This is a genomic window from Dictyobacter vulcani (assembly GCF_008974265.1).
GTDB lineage: Bacteria > Chloroflexota > Ktedonobacteria > Ktedonobacterales > Ktedonobacteraceae > Dictyobacter > Dictyobacter vulcani.
Map to the genome: position 1 here is coordinate 81883 of NZ_BKZW01000005.1, position 15288 is coordinate 97170.

General features: G+C 51.2%; 16 protein-coding genes, 1 tRNA gene and 1 pseudogene. 9 read left to right on the forward strand and 9 right to left on the reverse strand.

Features of this window, described 5'->3' with window-relative positions; all coding sequences use genetic code 11:
* The first annotated feature begins 22 nt into the window (after nt 1–22).
* Nucleotides 23–379, forward strand: coding sequence for a hypothetical protein (locus tag KDW_RS30165; protein WP_151759603.1), 357 nt, complete (start codon nt 23–25; stop codon nt 377–379).
* Nucleotide 380: 1 nt separating this feature from the next.
* On the opposite strand, the gene KDW_RS30170 is transcribed toward KDW_RS30165, so the two are convergent.
* Complete coding sequence (locus KDW_RS30170; protein WP_151759604.1) at nt 381–1142, reverse strand: PspA/IM30 family protein; 762 nt, start codon at nt 1140–1142, stop codon at nt 381–383.
* Between the two features lie 203 nt (nt 1143–1345).
* On the opposite strand from KDW_RS30170, the gene KDW_RS30175 reads away from it, so the two are divergent.
* Nucleotides 1346–1418, forward strand: a tRNA-Gly gene (locus KDW_RS30175).
* 250 nt (nt 1419–1668) lie between these two features.
* Nucleotides 1669–1926 (forward strand): hypothetical protein, encoded by a 258-nt coding sequence (locus KDW_RS32100; protein WP_162005756.1) that lies wholly within the window; start codon nt 1669–1671, stop codon nt 1924–1926.
* A gap of 350 nt (nt 1927–2276) precedes the next feature.
* Here the strand turns inward: KDW_RS32100 and KDW_RS30185 are convergent, their stop codons facing one another.
* Nucleotides 2277–3614, reverse strand: a complete 1338-nt coding sequence (locus tag KDW_RS30185; protein ID WP_151759606.1) for a spinster family MFS transporter — start codon at nt 3612–3614, stop codon at nt 2277–2279.
* Between the two features lie 334 nt (nt 3615–3948).
* Between KDW_RS30185 and KDW_RS30190 the strand changes: the two genes are divergently transcribed.
* Nucleotides 3949–4287: a GlsB/YeaQ/YmgE family stress response membrane protein gene (locus KDW_RS30190; RefSeq protein WP_151759607.1), complete on the forward strand. Its 339-nt coding sequence runs from the start codon at nt 3949–3951 to the stop codon at nt 4285–4287.
* A gap of 71 nt (nt 4288–4358) precedes the next feature.
* Here the strand turns inward: KDW_RS30190 and KDW_RS30195 are convergent, their stop codons facing one another.
* The 7 genes from KDW_RS30195 to KDW_RS33435 all read right to left on the reverse strand — a co-directional run bounded on the left by KDW_RS30195 (nt 4359) and on the right by KDW_RS33435 (nt 11876).
* Nucleotides 4359–6056 carry a glycosyltransferase gene (locus KDW_RS30195; RefSeq protein ID WP_151759608.1) on the reverse strand — a complete coding sequence of 566 codons (1698 nt, stop codon included), beginning with the start codon at nt 6054–6056 and terminating at the stop codon, nt 4359–4361.
* A 184-nt stretch (nt 6057–6240) separates the two neighbouring features.
* Complete coding sequence (locus tag KDW_RS30200; RefSeq protein WP_151759609.1) at nt 6241–6636, reverse strand: hypothetical protein; 396 nt, start codon at nt 6634–6636, stop codon at nt 6241–6243.
* Nucleotides 6637–6661: 25 nt separating this feature from the next.
* Nucleotides 6662–8410 carry a glycosyltransferase family 39 protein gene (locus KDW_RS30205; protein ID WP_162005757.1) on the reverse strand — a complete coding sequence of 583 codons (1749 nt, stop codon included), beginning with the start codon at nt 8408–8410 and terminating at the stop codon, nt 6662–6664.
* Nucleotides 8411–8970: 560 nt separating this feature from the next.
* A complete protein-coding gene (serA, locus tag KDW_RS30210) occupies nt 8971–10680 on the reverse strand; it encodes a phosphoglycerate dehydrogenase (RefSeq protein WP_151759611.1) in 1710 nt (569 codons plus the stop codon).
* 34 nt (nt 10681–10714) lie between these two features.
* The gene (locus KDW_RS33430) at nt 10715–10882 is read right to left on the reverse strand and encodes a hypothetical protein (protein ID WP_198925718.1); all 168 of its coding nucleotides are present in this window, start codon (nt 10880–10882) and stop codon (nt 10715–10717) included.
* Nucleotides 10879–11655 carry a pyridoxal-phosphate-dependent aminotransferase family protein gene (locus KDW_RS30215; RefSeq protein WP_198925719.1) on the reverse strand — a complete coding sequence of 259 codons (777 nt, stop codon included), beginning with the start codon at nt 11653–11655 and terminating at the stop codon, nt 10879–10881. The genes KDW_RS33430 and KDW_RS30215 overlap by 4 nt, the downstream gene beginning before the upstream one ends.
* Nucleotides 11652–11876 carry a hypothetical protein gene (locus KDW_RS33435; RefSeq protein ID WP_198925720.1) on the reverse strand — a complete coding sequence of 75 codons (225 nt, stop codon included), beginning with the start codon at nt 11874–11876 and terminating at the stop codon, nt 11652–11654. The genes KDW_RS30215 and KDW_RS33435 overlap by 4 nt, the downstream gene beginning before the upstream one ends.
* 334 nt (nt 11877–12210) lie before the next feature.
* Between KDW_RS33435 and pyk the strand changes: the two genes are divergently transcribed.
* From pyk to KDW_RS36345, 5 genes and pseudogenes are all read left to right on the forward strand, one after another.
* The gene (gene pyk / locus KDW_RS30220; RefSeq protein WP_151759612.1) at nt 12211–13653 is read left to right on the forward strand and encodes a pyruvate kinase; all 1443 of its coding nucleotides are present in this window, start codon (nt 12211–12213) and stop codon (nt 13651–13653) included.
* A 395-nt stretch (nt 13654–14048) separates the two neighbouring features.
* Nucleotides 14049–14358 (forward strand): annotated as a pseudogene (gene rpsP, locus KDW_RS36340) (30S ribosomal protein S16).
* A 22-nt stretch (nt 14359–14380) separates the two neighbouring features.
* Complete coding sequence (locus tag KDW_RS30230; protein WP_162005777.1) at nt 14381–14614, forward strand: KH domain-containing protein; 234 nt, start codon at nt 14381–14383, stop codon at nt 14612–14614.
* A gap of 124 nt (nt 14615–14738) precedes the next feature.
* Nucleotides 14739–15074, forward strand: a complete 336-nt coding sequence (locus tag KDW_RS30235) for a ribosome maturation factor RimM (protein WP_151759613.1) — start codon at nt 14739–14741, stop codon at nt 15072–15074.
* Nucleotides 15050–15178, forward strand: coding sequence for a hypothetical protein (locus tag KDW_RS36345; RefSeq protein WP_151759614.1), 129 nt, complete (start codon nt 15050–15052; stop codon nt 15176–15178). The genes KDW_RS30235 and KDW_RS36345 overlap by 25 nt, the downstream gene beginning before the upstream one ends.
* The last annotated feature ends 110 nt before the right edge of the window (nt 15179–15288 follow it).

Genomic DNA, 15288 nt, shown 5'->3' on the forward strand with positions numbered 1-15288 from the left:
CTATTCTTGAGGAGAGTATAAAATGAACTTATACGAGCAGTTGTTGGTGGTAAGAGAGCGGCTCGAAGGCATTGGAGCGCATGATGATAGCATGGACCAGGTTGAGAAATTGCTGAAAAGGGCTGAGCCCGCCAGAAATGACCGTACGAGTATTTCTCAAGTACAGGTTTTGCGTCACATGTTGCGTATGCCAGAGACGCAAGATAACTATAATGTCTACAATGACTTGCAAGAGCTGATCAGCGAGCGCGATGAAACTGAGATCATGGCGCGTGAAGATTCTGCTCCTGCTGCCTATGTAGATACTGAGCGTCGTCCTAAGCCAAAATCCTATTATAAGGACAAGGCACGCAAGGAAAAAGAACAGAACAAGGGCTAGACTACATTTCTGTAGCTGGCCCTTTAATTTGTCTTTGCTGGGCATTCGGACCTTCGAGTTGCAGTTGCTGTTTTAAGGCTTGCAATTGAGCGTCAACATTTTGCTGGGCGCTGATCTGCTGCAACTCCCGGTCGAGTGTATCGCCACTCCCGGCGCCCAGGAGGCCCTGTTCGCCCAGTGCTCCTTGCTCAATCAGTGCATCCATGGCATTTGCGCGGGCCTGCATCGTTAACACCTTATCCTGTGCCCGCTGCATTGCCAGATTCATCTCGGTCATTTCCTGTGAAATGCCGGTCAGCGCCTCATTGATCTTTACCTGAGCCTGTGCCGCGCCATATTGTGCTTTGACCATCTCTTTCTGGGTGCGGAACGTTTCAACGCGGGACGAAACATTACGCTCCATCGCGATCAACTTCTCTTCCTGGCCCTTCAATTGTGCAATCTGTTGCTCATAACTATTCAACTGGATGAGTAGCGTCTCCTTCTTCTGCAATGCCAGACGAGCCAGATCCTCTCGATCAGCTTGCAAGGCCTGCTGGGCCTGCCTATCCAGCGTCGTCACTTTATCCGCGACCTGTTTTTGTTGTAGCTCCAGGCGCTTCTCTTGCGTCACGACATCTGCAATCGAACGTTTCAATTGCTGTAACTGCTCAAGTTGTTTCCCATAAGAATAATCCATTACCTGACCGGGATCTTCAGCTTTATCCAGGGCAGAGCTGGCACGAATCCGAAAAAGATTGATAAACCGCTCAAAAAGTCCCATATTGTCCTCCAGGCTATCAATAATAGAGAATAGGCACTGCAATATATACGCCCTATGCCGTAATTCGTTGTTTTTTACTTGTATCATACCATACTTACAGTGAAATCTGCCCCAATGCGAAAATAAGAAAAAGCTCAAGCGGCAAAATGCTTGACAATTGTAGGGTGATCAGGTATACTTTTCTATGTCACTCAAGGACAGACGCGGGTTTGGTGTAGTGGCTAACATGCAACTTTCCCAAAGTTGAGATCACGGGTTCGATCCCCGTAACCCGCTTTTTCAAAAGCCACCTGAAGATTCAGGTGGCTTTTTTGTGCGTTTCATCGCCAGCGTACCGGCAGCGCTGGTCGCCAATACGTTTCGTTTAAGCACTTTTGTGGTTGCAAAAGCTGTTGTGAAAAAAAGCAGCGGATCGTCCGTGGAGAGGGCGCTACACGCGGAGGCCGGCATGCGGCGTGATCATGGAGCGAGGGGCTCAACGAGCAGCGCATGCCTGTGGCGCCTACACCGAGATGGATCCTGTTTCGTGATCCTTTGCGCACCGGTACGGGGAGGATCCACGCGCTCTCCTACCACGTTGCTGCGCGAGCAAGCCACGGCACACACGATCCCTGTAGGCGCCACAGCACTGCGCGTCGTGCTTGCACGCTGGCCTGCGCAAACGCAGCAGTGCGGCCTCCGCATGTGGCGCCCTCTCCACGTACACCTTGCTTGCTGGTCACGTCGAACCATCTCTCAACATATCGCTAATACGTTTCACTTAAGGATTGAATGGCTGAAATGATAGCATGACGGTGAAGGAACACCTTCTCAAAGGATCAAGAGGGGTAAAACGTGTAGGTTCGACCCTTTGGGTCGATTCGGTTGCCTCCACGATACCCTCACCTCCGCAGGATCACGCAAGTGAAAAAGCGGTGAAGCAAGGCGTGAAGAGGCTTGCTCATGGTCAAGCACGGATATCATGCAGGCACGAATCGACCCAAAGGGTCGAACCTACCTGTTCGCTTTTCTTGATCCTTTGAAGTCACTGGGCCTCTGATCGGCTTAGATGCTTTCGTCAATCTCGTCCAGAAAAAGGCTTACGTGAAACGTATTAGCGACCAGCGCTGCCGGTACTTTGGTCTAGCCACGAAGCTACACGGCGGATCGTTCCTGGTTGAGGTGCTTGTGCATCCTCTCCATATCTTTGGGCACGGTCTTGATGCCGATGAGACAGATCAGGCCGGCCAGCAGGAGGCAGGTGGGGCCGGTGACCTGTAAAGCGAAACCAAGGGAGTGGGTGCTATCACTGATGATACCAACGATCAGTGGCGATGCGGCATCTCCTAGCAGGTGACCAAGCAGGAGGGCCAGGCCCACTGCTGTGGAGCGTATTTCTGGTAAGGTTATATCCTGGATGATGGCCTGGATCGGTCCCAGGCTCAGGCTGAGACAAATGATGGCGATGGAGAAGACGGTGATGAAGGCTGGCAGTTGATGCATAGAGAGTGCGAGCCAGGTCAGGGGGGCGCCTGATAGAAAGGCGATAGTAGTGACCAGCATCCGTCCCTGAGGCATCCTTCTCTGCAGATAGTCGGAGAGCCAGCCGCCAATCAATGTTCCGATCAGGCTACCTCCGGCCAGCACACCACCAGAGACAGTGCCAGCTCTGGCAGCCGTCAAACCAAAATCGCGATGCAGAAACGTTGGAATCCAGGAGAGTGCGGCTCCGATGATAAAGAAGCTGCAGATAAAGGCAGCTACCAATACCCAGTATGTCGGTGTTTTAAGAAGTTGTCGGATGACCTTGATGATATCGCTACCGATACTGCCATGTGCAGACGTGGTCTCGTGACTGCTATTCCCATCTACGCGATCAAAAGCTCCGCGTCTGGGCTCTACAGCGCGCCAGATGAAAAAGGCGGCCAGGAGTCCTGGAATGCCAACAATATAAAAGACCCAGCGCCAACCGAATGCTTCGGCGATAATGCCTCCCATGATCAGTCCTAGAGCGGTTCCAATCAAATTACCAATGGACCAGACGGAGAGCATCAGGCCACGTTTCTCTTTGGGGAAGTAGTCGCCGATCAGTGAGACGGAGGCCGGAGCATAGCCTGCTTCGCCAATACCCAGCACGGAACGTGTCAGGAAGAGTTGTAGAAAGTTACGTGTCAGGCCACTCAATGCTGTGGCGATACTCCAGAGTGTCACACAGATCGCCACAATATTCTTGCGCGTGCCTCGATCCGCCCAGATACCAATGGGCAGTGTGGCCAACCCATAGATAAATAGGAATGAGGAATTCAGCAGGCCGAGATCAATATCTGTCAAATGGAACTCTGGCTGGATAAGGGTCTGTACCGACGCGAGCACAGAGCGGTCGGTGTAGTTAAGGATATTTATGATGAGCAAAATGAGAAAGGCAAAACGAGCTTGCGTTTGCGTCGGCTGCGCAGAAGGTTGAGCTTGAACTGAAGGGGTGGCAGTATTCATAAAAGAATAATCCTGGGTCCTTTCCTTGGTTTGCAGTGTCACAGTTTAGCTGATAGGCTCTTCTTTAGATCTTACGTAGAGCATATACCTTATGTTGTATATTCTACAATGCCCATCCCAAAAGTAACGTCAGCCATAGGTTTTTTTGTCCTATTCATTTTTTGTGCCTTTTCTCGAAACTTTATAGTCGTGTTAAAACGTATAGATAGGGAAGAGCATATTTGTCGATCGCATGGTTACGCAGTTTTTTATTTACCGATCTTATGAACTTTATTATCAAGGCAACGTGCGTTTTCCTGACAAAGAAATAAGGGACGACGTAAAGGAGAATTTTATGCTGGTTCTTGCAGACGCTGTAAAAATTCAGATTGGCTCCAATGTATGGACCATCGGCTTTGACATTATCATGTATATTGTGATCGCAGCCGTGGTTGGGGTAATTGCAGAATATATCGTTGGCTGGAAGGTTCCATTTGGCATTATTGGTGCGATTATCGCTGGTGTGATTGGTGTCTGGTTGATGACCAGAGTGATCAACATCACTGGTATTGGCGATTTTAACCTGTTTGGTGTTCCCCTGTTGCGCGGACTAATCGGAGCAATCATCATGATTGCCATCTGGCATGTGTTGACCCGTGGCCTCGGACACCGTCGTCGCTATCGTGCTGGCTAACTCTCAAGCTCAAACAAAACCACAAAAAAAGCTCATCTTCGGCAAAAGGAAGATGAGCTTTTTTTGTGGTTTTAATCTTTCAGGGCTTTTCTTTTGAAGCTGACACCAAACCAGCTTTTACTGATGATACCGGTGAGCAGGAACATATAGAAGATGGCCCAGAAGATGGAACCCAGGTCGGCTCCTTTGATATCTGGATGGGTGACGAGGTTGAAGATAATGGCTGCCAGCAGAAGCACAAATAAGCCAATCTGAGTGGCCGTCTCGCGGAAATAGAGTCCTGCCTGCTGCGTCTTACGGGTCACTTTGTAGGCGGGCTTTTTATTGGGACCATACCACAGCGCGAGCCAGCCGGCTTTAATAAAGACAAAGATCATGCCAAACCAGATCTGCCGGGCGCGCCAGATCTCTTCAAAGGTGGTGGAGTCTCCAATAAAGGCCAGCAGGATCTCGGTGGCGAGGGCGTAGGGCCAGAAGTGCATGACATAGGCCAGATTGTCAGAAATAAAAGGATGAATGCCGGTGACCAGGTCGATGATCGGGGTGATGATAAATAAGAGTAGCGGCAGGCTGAGCAGATAGAAGAAGCCGAGTTCGGTAAATTGCATTCTCTGGCGGAAGGATAGTCCTCTGGTGACCCAGGGATTCTGCCAGAAAAAGATGCGCAGGGTATCGAGCGCCCAGGTGCCGAGCTGTTTGTAGACGTTGGGAATATCCTCGGGCGAGACCTGGCCGACTGCTCCTACGATGGGGAGATATGTTCCTTTGAGTCCATTGCGCATGGCGACATAGCCGGAATAGAGATCCTCGACCAGATTCCAGGTTGGGAAGCCACCGATCTTGTGGAGTTGTTCTTTACGCCATAGCAGACCACTGCCACAGGGGAAGACCGAGTTGGTGGCGTTGCGGGCAAACATGACGCCGCGATAAAAGAACGTCTGGCGATTACCAAAAGGATCTCCAGTACTGACCAGGGTGTCTTTGATGGTCTGAATGTAGGAGACCTCTGGATGCTGCTGGAAGTGACCCATGACGTAGCGCAAGAAGTGGGGGGTACCCACCACATCGTCCGCATCGCGGGTCTCGATAAACTCAATCTCTGGAAACTCGGTCGAGACATAGTCCAGCATGGCATTCAGATTTCCGTCTTTGGCGCTGCCTTTGCGGGCAGGATTCCCTTTGCGTGGTGGCTCAAAATAGATCAATTTGGGCAAAGGAAAATGCTGCTTCATCGTCTGGATCATTTTTTTCATTTCGGGCCGATGGCTATCATCGCCGATGATCAGGAGCATTTTATCCTGTGGCCATTCCTGACTGAGTACGCTCTCCATGGTTGTCTGGACCATCTCAATTGGCTCACCATAGGTCGGAATCATGATCGCGACCTGTGGTTCGTCCCGTAATGGATGTTTGCGCAGGATTGGAATGGTGCGCTGCCAGTTATTGAAAATAGTGATTAAGATCAATAAGGTCATGTACACGGTGGCAATAAAATAAGGAATCGAGAGCCACAGGGCGGCTTTATTAAGTATCCCCTGCAACCAGACCAGGTAGTAGACGGCGGTGGCGGCAAAGAAAAGACCACTCAGACGTAATTTAAGGCTGTTCGCACTCTGGCTGGTAGGAACGCCACGCAGTGTTGCCATCGGGACCGTCTGAAATTTGTCCAGGCGCGTAATCTCTTTGATGGCCTGGATGGGATGGGTTGCCAGCATCTCAAACGTCGAGAGCTTTTTATCGACCCAGGATGGTTCCTGGATTCCATCCATGGACGACTGGCGTGTAACCAGGTCTTTGCGGTTGAATTTTTGTGTGCCACCTGATTTTTTGAGATGTGCAGGTGGGGATTTGAAGCTTTGACTATTCTGGCCAATTCCTCGGCTATCGTTTGTTGTGAGATAGCCTGAGTGGGCATCTCGGATGCGTCCAGACTCTTTTTCACCTCGTCTTGCTTCATATCCTGAGTGGGCATATCTGGTGCCCCCATGGCTGCTTCTGTTCTGGTGGCACAACGGCCTGCGTCGGCACGGCGGAATCGTGCAGATGGTGTGTTATTCTGGCCTGTTTGAATTCCTGAATTGGCGGTTCCGGTCGATAGGGAAACTGAGGAAGAAAGTCTACCTGTCCTCCTGCTCCATCCGCTGGCACAAAATTTGCGTGCGTGGGGGTGGTAGCCTGGTGTGCCTGGAAACCTCTCGGTTCTTGTACCGGTGTTGCCGCGCTCTCTGGTTGGGTATAGCGAAACTTCCTTGGCCTTTTCAGGCTGCTCGCTGTATCAGTTTTTCCTCGAGTTTCCCCTTGCTTCGGCCCTTGTTGATCATCCGGGTATCTAGATGAAATGTTGTCCATGTTAGCTTACCTTTTTCATCTGTTACTATTTTTTTCCAGCCTTAGAAGGGCCAGGCGTTTTGTTTGTCGTTATGTGGCTATTGATATTTTTCCAGATGGTGACTGTATCAGTGTATTTGAGTATCTGGAAATTACTCTTGAGTGCTGTGTCTTTTTGCTCATAAAAATAGACTGGCACAAAGTTTTTGCAGGCACGCAATTGTTTGGTGATAGTGGCTGGCCAGCTATTACTCCATTTGGTCTCTACAAACCAATTATATTGACAAATATTGATCTTTGCTTTGCTATGGGTAATCTGGTAATTATTCAGGACTGCATCTGGGGCTTTGATTTTGTGCTGTGCATAAAGATACATACTATAGGACCAGGAGTCATTGATCAAGAATGTGTCTCCAGGTTTTGCTTGCTGGGCCAGATAGGTGGCGGGTTGGCGGATATCTGGCCAATTATTGTCCAGTTTGGGATATTGATAGACGCCCAGCACGATCAGTCCTGCCAGGACTATCAGTGCCAGGAACTTGAGCAGGAACATGCGCTTCCAGAGCAAGGCACAGACTAATCCGATCAAGGGATATAGAAACAGGAAGCCAAAGCCGGCATTGCCATCCATATCGGCTGCGATACCAGTTAATCCATGATAGAGCGGAAATAAGACGCTGGCGATGAGTAGAAAGATCGTCAGTTTCTTTTTGCCGGCCAGCAAAAATCCCAGTGCCGCAATCACGCATGGGATACCAGTAAAGTAGGCCTGCGTCATAAGTAGCGCCAGGCGGGAGGTGCGTGGAGTCGCCACCGTGTTTGTCACGCTGCTCACCCAATCCCCAAATTGATATTGAAATGAGAGCAGGAAAGCTAAGAAGAGACCCGTGGCCAGGAAAAGGAAAAGAAAAATATCGGTGCGCCTCTTATCCTGTCGTACATAGGCCAGCACGCCCAGCAGAGGCAGCAGCATCAATGCGGCCAGATATTCAGTGATCACGGCCAGCGCAAAAGCGACGGCCGCAGCGCAGATCCAGAAGCGATGGGGATGGTTAGTGAGTTGTGACAGGCAGGCCAGGCTGATAGCCAGCAACGCTACCGCAGGAGACATAGAGACACCCAGATGTCCCAGAACCAGCATGGTACTATTCGCTACAAATGCCATGGCTGTAAAGCAAGCCACTCTGGCATCAAAGAGATTTCTAGTCGCACTATACAGGGCCACCAGGGTCACAAAGCCAAAGGCCATGGCCGTAAAGCGTACCAGTAGCAACCCTTTCAGCGTAAAGCCGAGTCCTGCCAGCAGTGGCCAGAGCAGCGAACCCGCGAACCAGGATAAATAGCCGTCCTGAATACCCTGTCCTTGCAAGGTACGTATCCCGGCCACAATATAGGTGGCTTCGTCCATACGAGGACCGCTTTGCCGTTGCAGGATAAACACACATTGGATGATGATATAGGCCAGCAGGGTTAGATAACCAAGGGTTATCCAATAGGTGTAGCGTACTGGTGCATCGCGTCCTGGTACCACTGCAGGTGTTTTGGCGGACTTCCGACTGGCTTTTTTGGGCTGCACCTCTGTTTTTGTCGAGGCTTCATGCGCGGCATCCGGACTGCTTTTGGGTTGTGTTCTGGGTGTAGAATGTCTGACCAGTTCGATGCCTGCCGTTGGTTGTACTTCCAGTGCTGGGGCAGGCGTGGGCGTTGGTGCTGGCCTGGCGACACTGGGAACGATGCTGGTATTCAGTTCTGAGAGAGCCGTGCGGTTCGTGGTTGGTTGGTTGACAGTGGGCACGGCAGTTGTATCCAGCGCAGAGAGAGCCGCGCGTGCTGGCTGTTCTGTGGCTGGTAGTGTATTGCAAGCAGAAACGATAGCAGTGTCCACCATGGTAATGGGATGTGGATGCTCGTCTGGTTGCTGTTTTTGCTCAGATATGGCTAGCCCTTCTGGCGTTTTTGTCTCTATGCTATCTATGCCAGGGTATCTTGTCGTGGTGTTGGTAACGAGAGCGATGCCTCCTCCCTGGCTGGCTCGGAAGCAGCGTTCTTCTGCTGAAAACGTACTTTAGAAGATTTAAATGGCATGAATTCTCTGAGTCCCTTCAACATTCCACTAAAAATAGGAATGTATCTATTCAGCAGTGGGAAAACACCTGGACTATAAAATATGTATAATTCCTTCTGCCATTTCCATTATAACCACATTGTTGAGCAGTGGGAATTTTTTTGGTCAATAGTTATACTATTTGGTTATTTGCCTGTCATTCAACATGATGGGAAAATCAGCACAGCTCTCTATATGTAACAGGCCCTTTGATCATAAAACAATCAAAGGGCCTGCCGGGATGGATATGATTAGAGATTGACCATTTTGACGCCGTAGATGGTGCCGGTCTGGTTGACTTCGTCGAGGGCCCATTGGGGAATGGGGTTGTCGACGGAGATCACCATGAGCGCGGACTCCGAGGGGCGTCCGGTGTCATAGAAACGGGCTTTGCGTACGCTGGGGCCAACGTCCATGTGCCGGATATTGACTTTCGCTTTGCCCAGGACGGTGCCGACGAGGCCGATCATGCCGGGTTGGTCGATGTTGCGGCAGATGAGAATGGGGCCTTCGGGCACAAACTCGGTCCAGTAGGGTCCGACCTGTACGATGCGGGGCTCGTCGTGCATGACGGTGCCACTGATGACATTGACGTAGTTATCCTGGTTGGCAGTACTGCCAGTGCTCTCGCTGCTGACGCGTACAGTGACCTGGTTGGCGAATTCGGCCGGTGTGGTCGATTTCTGCTCAACAATCTCGATACCCCATTCCCTGGCCAGGACCTGGGCGTTGATCATGTTGACATGGGCGTCGGAGACCGATTCGAGTAAACCTTTGACCAGGGCGGCCTGCAGTGGACGCAGGTCATAGCTGGCGATTTCACCACTATAGGTCAGCTCGATTTTGCGCAGTGGCTCCGGCTGCAACTGGGTATAGAGCCGACCGATTTTCTCGATCAGGACCATATAGGGCTGCAGGATTTTGAGTGTTTCGGGCAGGATCAGTGGTGCGTTGACGGCCGCGCGTGGGAAGCCGCCATTCAGGACTGACACGATCTGCTCTGCGACATCGGTGGCGACTCCGACCTGTGCTTCCTCGGTGGAGGCTCCCAGGTGTGGGGTGGCGATGATGCGTTCATGGGCGACAAGCTGTTTTAAGAGCGCGTTGTCTCGGATTGGCTCCTGGCTAAAGACATCCAGGGCTGCGCCAGCGACATGGTTCTCATTGAGAGCCTTCAGCAGTGCCTCTTCATCGATCAGTCCACCACGAGCGCAGTTGATCAGGCGCGCGCCGGGCTTCATTATACTCAGTTCTTTTTCGCCGATCAGCCCACGGGTACCATTGGGTCCGCTGGTCAGTGAGGTATGCAGCGTAATAAAATCAGCCTGCTTCAGCACATCTTCCAGACTGAGCATGGTGACATTGGATTTGCGGGCCTGTTCAGCGGAGACAAAAGGATCAAAGGCAATGATCTGCATTTCCAGTCCCTGTGCCCGTCTGGCTACGGCCATACCTACTTTGCCCAGGCCGATGACGCCCAGTGTTTTATTGCGTACCTCGATACCCAGAAAGCGGCTCTTTTCCCACTTCCCGGCTTTCATGCTGGCATCGGCGCCTGGAACATGGCGGGCCAGTGCCATCAGCATGGCAATGGTATGTTCTGCCGCGGCCATAATATTGCCGGTGGGAGAGTTGACGACGATAATACCCTGGCGCGTGGCGGCTGCGGTATCGATATTATCGACGCCCACACCAGCGCGGCCAACGATTTTCAGATTATGTGCCGCGCTTAAAATATCGCCGGTCACCTGTGTCTCACTGCGTACGACCAGTGCGCTATAGTCACCAATGATCGCTTTTAACTGCTCCGGTTTCAGTCCAGGTCGCTCATCAATCTGGGCTGCCGGCAGTTGCTCACGCAGAAAGTCAACGCCTTCGCGTGCGATACGATCAGTAATCAGGATCTTCACAGGACCTGTCTGTCCTTGTAGTTTTTCGACCTCGTCACGTACTTCTGCCATGGATTTTGCTCTCTTTCTCGCTGTATGGGCTGGCTTATCCCCGGTAGCCAAGCTCTTTCAGGTGGCGCTCGACGGCATCCAATGTCTGCTCCAGATCGCTGTCCGTGAAGTATCCCAGGTGTCCGATGCGGAACATCTTGCCCTTCATGTGATCCTGTCCGTCGGCCAGCACGATATTGTCGCCTTCACGCAGTTTTTTCAATAGCGCTTTGGTTTCAATACCTTCAGGAGCCTAATGGCGGTGACGGTATTGGAGGCATATCTGACATCGGTGGCCAGCAGATGGAGTCCCATGGCCTGAACACGGTCACGCACATACTCACCAGCTTTTTTGTGGCGTGCGAAGATCGCCTCACGACCCTCGTCCAACATCATTTCCAGGGCTACATCTAGCGCATAGAACAAAGAGACTGGAGGGGTGGTTGGATGCTGCCAGCTGGCGTCTAACTGCTTACGCGTTGAGGTCCAGTCCCAGTAGAAGCGGGGAAGTTTCGCGTTTTTATGTGCCTGCCACGCGCGCTCGCTGGCGGCAATCATCATGATACCAGGAGGAATCATCCAACCTTTTTGTGAACCTGTAAAGACCACATCCAGGTCCCAGAGATCCATTTCTAAGGGCAGGCTACTCAGTGAACTGACCGCATCTACCACCACCAGTGCCTCAGGACTTACCGTGCGCACGATGGAGGCCAGGGTGCGAATGTTATTGGTAACGCCGGTTGAGGTCTCGTTGTGCGTCATCAGCACACCCTTGTAAGGAGTCAGTTCTTTGAGCCGCGCTTCCACGATAGCAGGATCAGCGGCCTCGCCCCAGGAAAACTCGATGCGCGAGACCTTTAAGCCATAGGCCTCAGCGATTTTAGCCAGTCGAGTACCAAAATTTCCAATAATAATCGAGACGACATGATCACCAGGCGAAAAGACATTCACCACGGCACATTCCTGTCCACCTGTACCGGAGGCTGGATAGGTCAAAACCGGGAAGCTGTCTGGAAAAAATATTGCAAACGCGGGGTCACTCGCTTCATCAGTGCAGAAAATTCGGGGCCACGATGATTGATCATCGGAGCCGCCTGAGCATCCAGCACTTCTTGTGGTACAGGAGTTGGCCCGGGCACGCGTAAGTTTTGTGGGGGGATCGGAGTTCGTGCTTCTACCTGAGGTACTGGTATTGCCTTATGTTCCTTCGTGGTCATTGCTGCTATTACTCCATCTCTATCTTGATGAATACCAACGTTACATTATACCAATGGCATTCAGTGCGTCATTGCAATGACATGCGGCGGCTAACTGCACTGTTATCCGCCGCGGTCCTTAAGGGATATTCTTTTCAGAGTATAGCATATATGCTTGAAAGCCGGGTAGACAAAATCCTTAAACATATAAATAAACGCTACGTATTGCGGCCTCTATTTTGACAATGCTACAATTGCTGTACGATGGCTGGTAATTATCAGGCAACCGTAGTCATCAGTCCAAAGAGGAGGCAAGTAAAGCCTTGAAGTATTTTATTAGATGAGGAACAAGTATATGCGACGCACCAAAATAGTCTGCACCATCGGACCCGCGACCAATAGTGACGAACAGCTTGAGAAGCTGATGCTTGCAGGAATGAACGTGGCCCGCTTAAATTTCTCACATGGTACGCAGGAAGGCCATGCGAAGGTCATAGCAAGTATTCGTGCTATCTCGAAGCGCCTGAATGTTCCGGTTGCTATCTTGCAAGATCTCCAGGGACCGAAAATTCGCACAGGACTCCTCGAAGGGGGGCAACCCGTGCGGCTGGTCGATGGGGCTCAGATTGCGATTACGTCGCGTGATATTGTGGGGACCGCTGAGTGTGTGGCGACGACCTATCAACAGTTACCGCAGGATGTCAAAGTTGGTGATCGCATTTTGCTCGATGATGGACTACTTGAGTTACGTGTGATTGGCAAAGATGCGACCGACGTGCGTTGCGAAGTTGTACATGGTGGTCTTTTAAAAGAGCATAAGGGTATTAACCTGCCAGGAGTTGCGGTTAGTGCTCCTTCTTTGACCCAGAAGGATTTAGAGGATTTAAAATTTGGTGTGCGACAGGGAGTGGATTATGTCGCGCTGAGTTTTGTGCGTAAGCCCGAAGATATTCTGGCAACCCGACAGCAAATTGAAGCTATTCAGGCTGAATTTGAATTAGATTGCTCCAATGGTCCCATTCCTTTGATTGCTAAATTGGAGAAGCCTGAGGCTGTGAAGCGGCTCGATGAGATCTTACGGGTCACCGATGGCGTGATGGTTGCGCGTGGTGATCTGGGTGTGGAGATGGCTCCCGAGACTGTGCCGCTGATCCAGAAACATATAATTGCTCGCTGTAATGATCTTGGTTTGCCAGTGATTACCGCCACGCAGATGCTTGAATCGATGATTACCAATCCAAGGCCGACACGTGCCGAAGCTAGCGATGTCGCTAATGCTATTTTGGATGGAACCGATGCTGTGATGTTAAGCGCCGAGACCGCTGCGGGTGCGTATCCGATTGATGCCGTGAAGATGATGGACCGTATTGCTCGCCAGACTGAGAGTGAGGGCCTGACAAACTATCAACGTCATGCGCCGTTGCTGACACAGGATCGCGCAGTCTGCCATGCGGCCAAGGCCCTGGCTGAAGAGGCCAGCGTCAGATATATTACGGTCTTCACCAGAAGTGGCGCCTCAGCTCAGTTAATCTCGAAAGATCGTCCGCGCACACCAGTGATGGCCTATACTCCTTCTGAAAGTGTCTATCATCGCCTATGTCTCTGGTGGGGTGTCTGGCCGCACATCATTCCACTCACCGGCTCAACGGAAGAGCTGATTGATATCGTCGAAAAGAAATTGCAGGCAGAACACGAAATCCAGGAAGGCGATAGCATCGTCATCATGGGTGGCATGCCCGTCGCCAGTCGCATGCGCACCAATTTTGTACGCCTGCACCATATCGGCGAACAACCGTAGATTCGAGGCTTGCCCTCGATTGTGATGGCTAAAAACCAGCCACAATCCGTAGGTTCGAGGCTTGCCCTCGATTGTGACGGCGCGTATATAGCGGGGAGGTGCAGGAGGGGCGTCGAGCCCCTCCTGCCGGGGTTCGGGGTGTCCCCGATCATCTCTCCCCCTCCCTCCCGCCGCAGGCGGGAGAGCTTTTTTTATATCTTCTTTAAAAGTGAAAAATCATAGGGCCCAACCTACGAGGGAGGATGGTTGGCCGTGTCCATGAACATTGACATTTTAGCTGCTGCGTGCTATTCTAATCAAGCCGTAATTTAGGGGCACTTTTAGTGCTATGTAAAACGTGGCGCTGCTGAAAATACAGCCCCCTTTGTGTGGGGCAGAGGTGGAAATAACAAAGCATGACTGTCAAAATTCGCTTAAAACGTACGGGGATGAAGAAAGCCCCTAGCTATCGTGTTGTAGTGGCTGATGCACGTTCTCCTCGTGATGGCCGCATTATCGAAAATATCGGTTGGTATAACCCACGCGTCGAGCCTTCCGCCATCAATATCAATGAGGAAAAAGCTCTCGGTTGGTTAAAAAAATGGTGCGCAACCTACAGAGTCCGTTACTCTGCTCCTCAAGCGCGCCGGCATTCTGGACCGTTTCACTCAGGAGAAAGCTGCAGCCAAAGCTGCTACTGCTGAGCAGGCATCGAAAAAGGCTTAGTTGTATCTGCAGTAAGGATACTATTATGCGGAAATTGATTGAGTATATCGCTCAGTCACTGGTAGACGACCCCTCGGCCGTCGAGGTGCGTGAAGTTCGCAATGACCGCAATGCGCTCGTGTTAGAACTCCATGTGGGGGCTGATGACTTTGGTAAAGTGATTGGTCGCCAGGGGCGTGTTGCAAAGGCCATGCGCACATTAATGCGCGCAGGCGGAACACGTGAAGGTCGTCATACCTCGCTAGAGATTCAATAAAGTTAAGTGTGTACCAGCTCGCAGCGCAAGCCACTCTGCCCAGCACATCTCTGGCCCCTGGGCTAGTTGTATCGTGTTGGTGTTCGTTCTCCAGGCTGGTCAGGCAGAAAAAGAGCTAAGTACCATGAAAAACACGACAGAATGGGCTACTATCGGCAATATAGTGGCCCCTTTTGGTATCCGGGGTGAGGTTAAAGTTTTCCCCCTGAGTGATATCCCCAATCGCTTTGTCAAACTCAAAGCGATCTATCTTGCACCCGATTATACACGCTATGCGATTGAAAGCGTGCGCCCTCATAAAGGGGATTTGCTGCTGATCAAATTCAAGAGCATAGATGACGCCAATGCGGCCGAGAAATTGCGCGGGCGCGCGATTGTGGTCCCCTTGAAGAGCTTTCTACGCTCCCTCCCGATGCTTATTATCAGCATGACATCATGGGTCTGCAAGTGTTGCGCATGAATGGACAGGAAGTTGGTACCATTACCGATATCTGGACCACCGGTGTAATGACGTCTACGTGCTCAAAGGTCCACAGGGTCAGCAATTTCTTATCCCAGCCATAAAAGAGGTCATCAAACAGATTGACCTGATCCGACGAGTGATGTATATTGATCCTATGAGGGTTTGTTGGATGATGATGCGGTCATGGATGACCCAAATCAGGAAGATTCTG

Excerpts from the sequence above, each read along its gene's own strand:
- serA (WP_151759611.1), bottom strand. The coding sequence starts at position 10,680 with ATGGCAGAAGTACGTGACGAGGTCGAAAAACTACAAGGACAGACAGGT.
- KDW_RS30235 (WP_151759613.1), top strand. The coding sequence starts at position 14,739 with ATGAAAAACACGACAGAATGGGCTACTATCGGCAATATAGTGGCCCCT.
- KDW_RS33435 (WP_198925720.1), bottom strand. The coding sequence starts at position 11,876 with ATGACCACGAAGGAACATAAGGCAATACCAGTACCTCAGGTAGAAGCA.
- pyk (WP_151759612.1), top strand. The coding sequence starts at position 12,211 with ATGCGACGCACCAAAATAGTCTGCACCATCGGACCCGCGACCAATAGT.
- KDW_RS30165 (WP_151759603.1), top strand. The coding sequence starts at position 23 with ATGAACTTATACGAGCAGTTGTTGGTGGTAAGAGAGCGGCTCGAAGGC.
- KDW_RS30170 (WP_151759604.1), bottom strand. The coding sequence starts at position 1,142 with ATGGGACTTTTTGAGCGGTTTATCAATCTTTTTCGGATTCGTGCCAGC.
- KDW_RS30185 (WP_151759606.1), bottom strand. The coding sequence starts at position 3,614 with ATGAATACTGCCACCCCTTCAGTTCAAGCTCAACCTTCTGCGCAGCCG.
- KDW_RS36345 (WP_151759614.1), top strand. The coding sequence starts at position 15,050 with ATGGGTCTGCAAGTGTTGCGCATGAATGGACAGGAAGTTGGTACCATT.
- KDW_RS30200 (WP_151759609.1), bottom strand. The coding sequence starts at position 6,636 with ATGGACAACATTTCATCTAGATACCCGGATGATCAACAAGGGCCGAAG.
- KDW_RS30195 (WP_151759608.1), bottom strand. The coding sequence starts at position 6,056 with ATGGATGGAATCCAGGAACCATCCTGGGTCGATAAAAAGCTCTCGACG.
- KDW_RS30190 (WP_151759607.1), top strand. The coding sequence starts at position 3,949 with ATGCTGGTTCTTGCAGACGCTGTAAAAATTCAGATTGGCTCCAATGTA.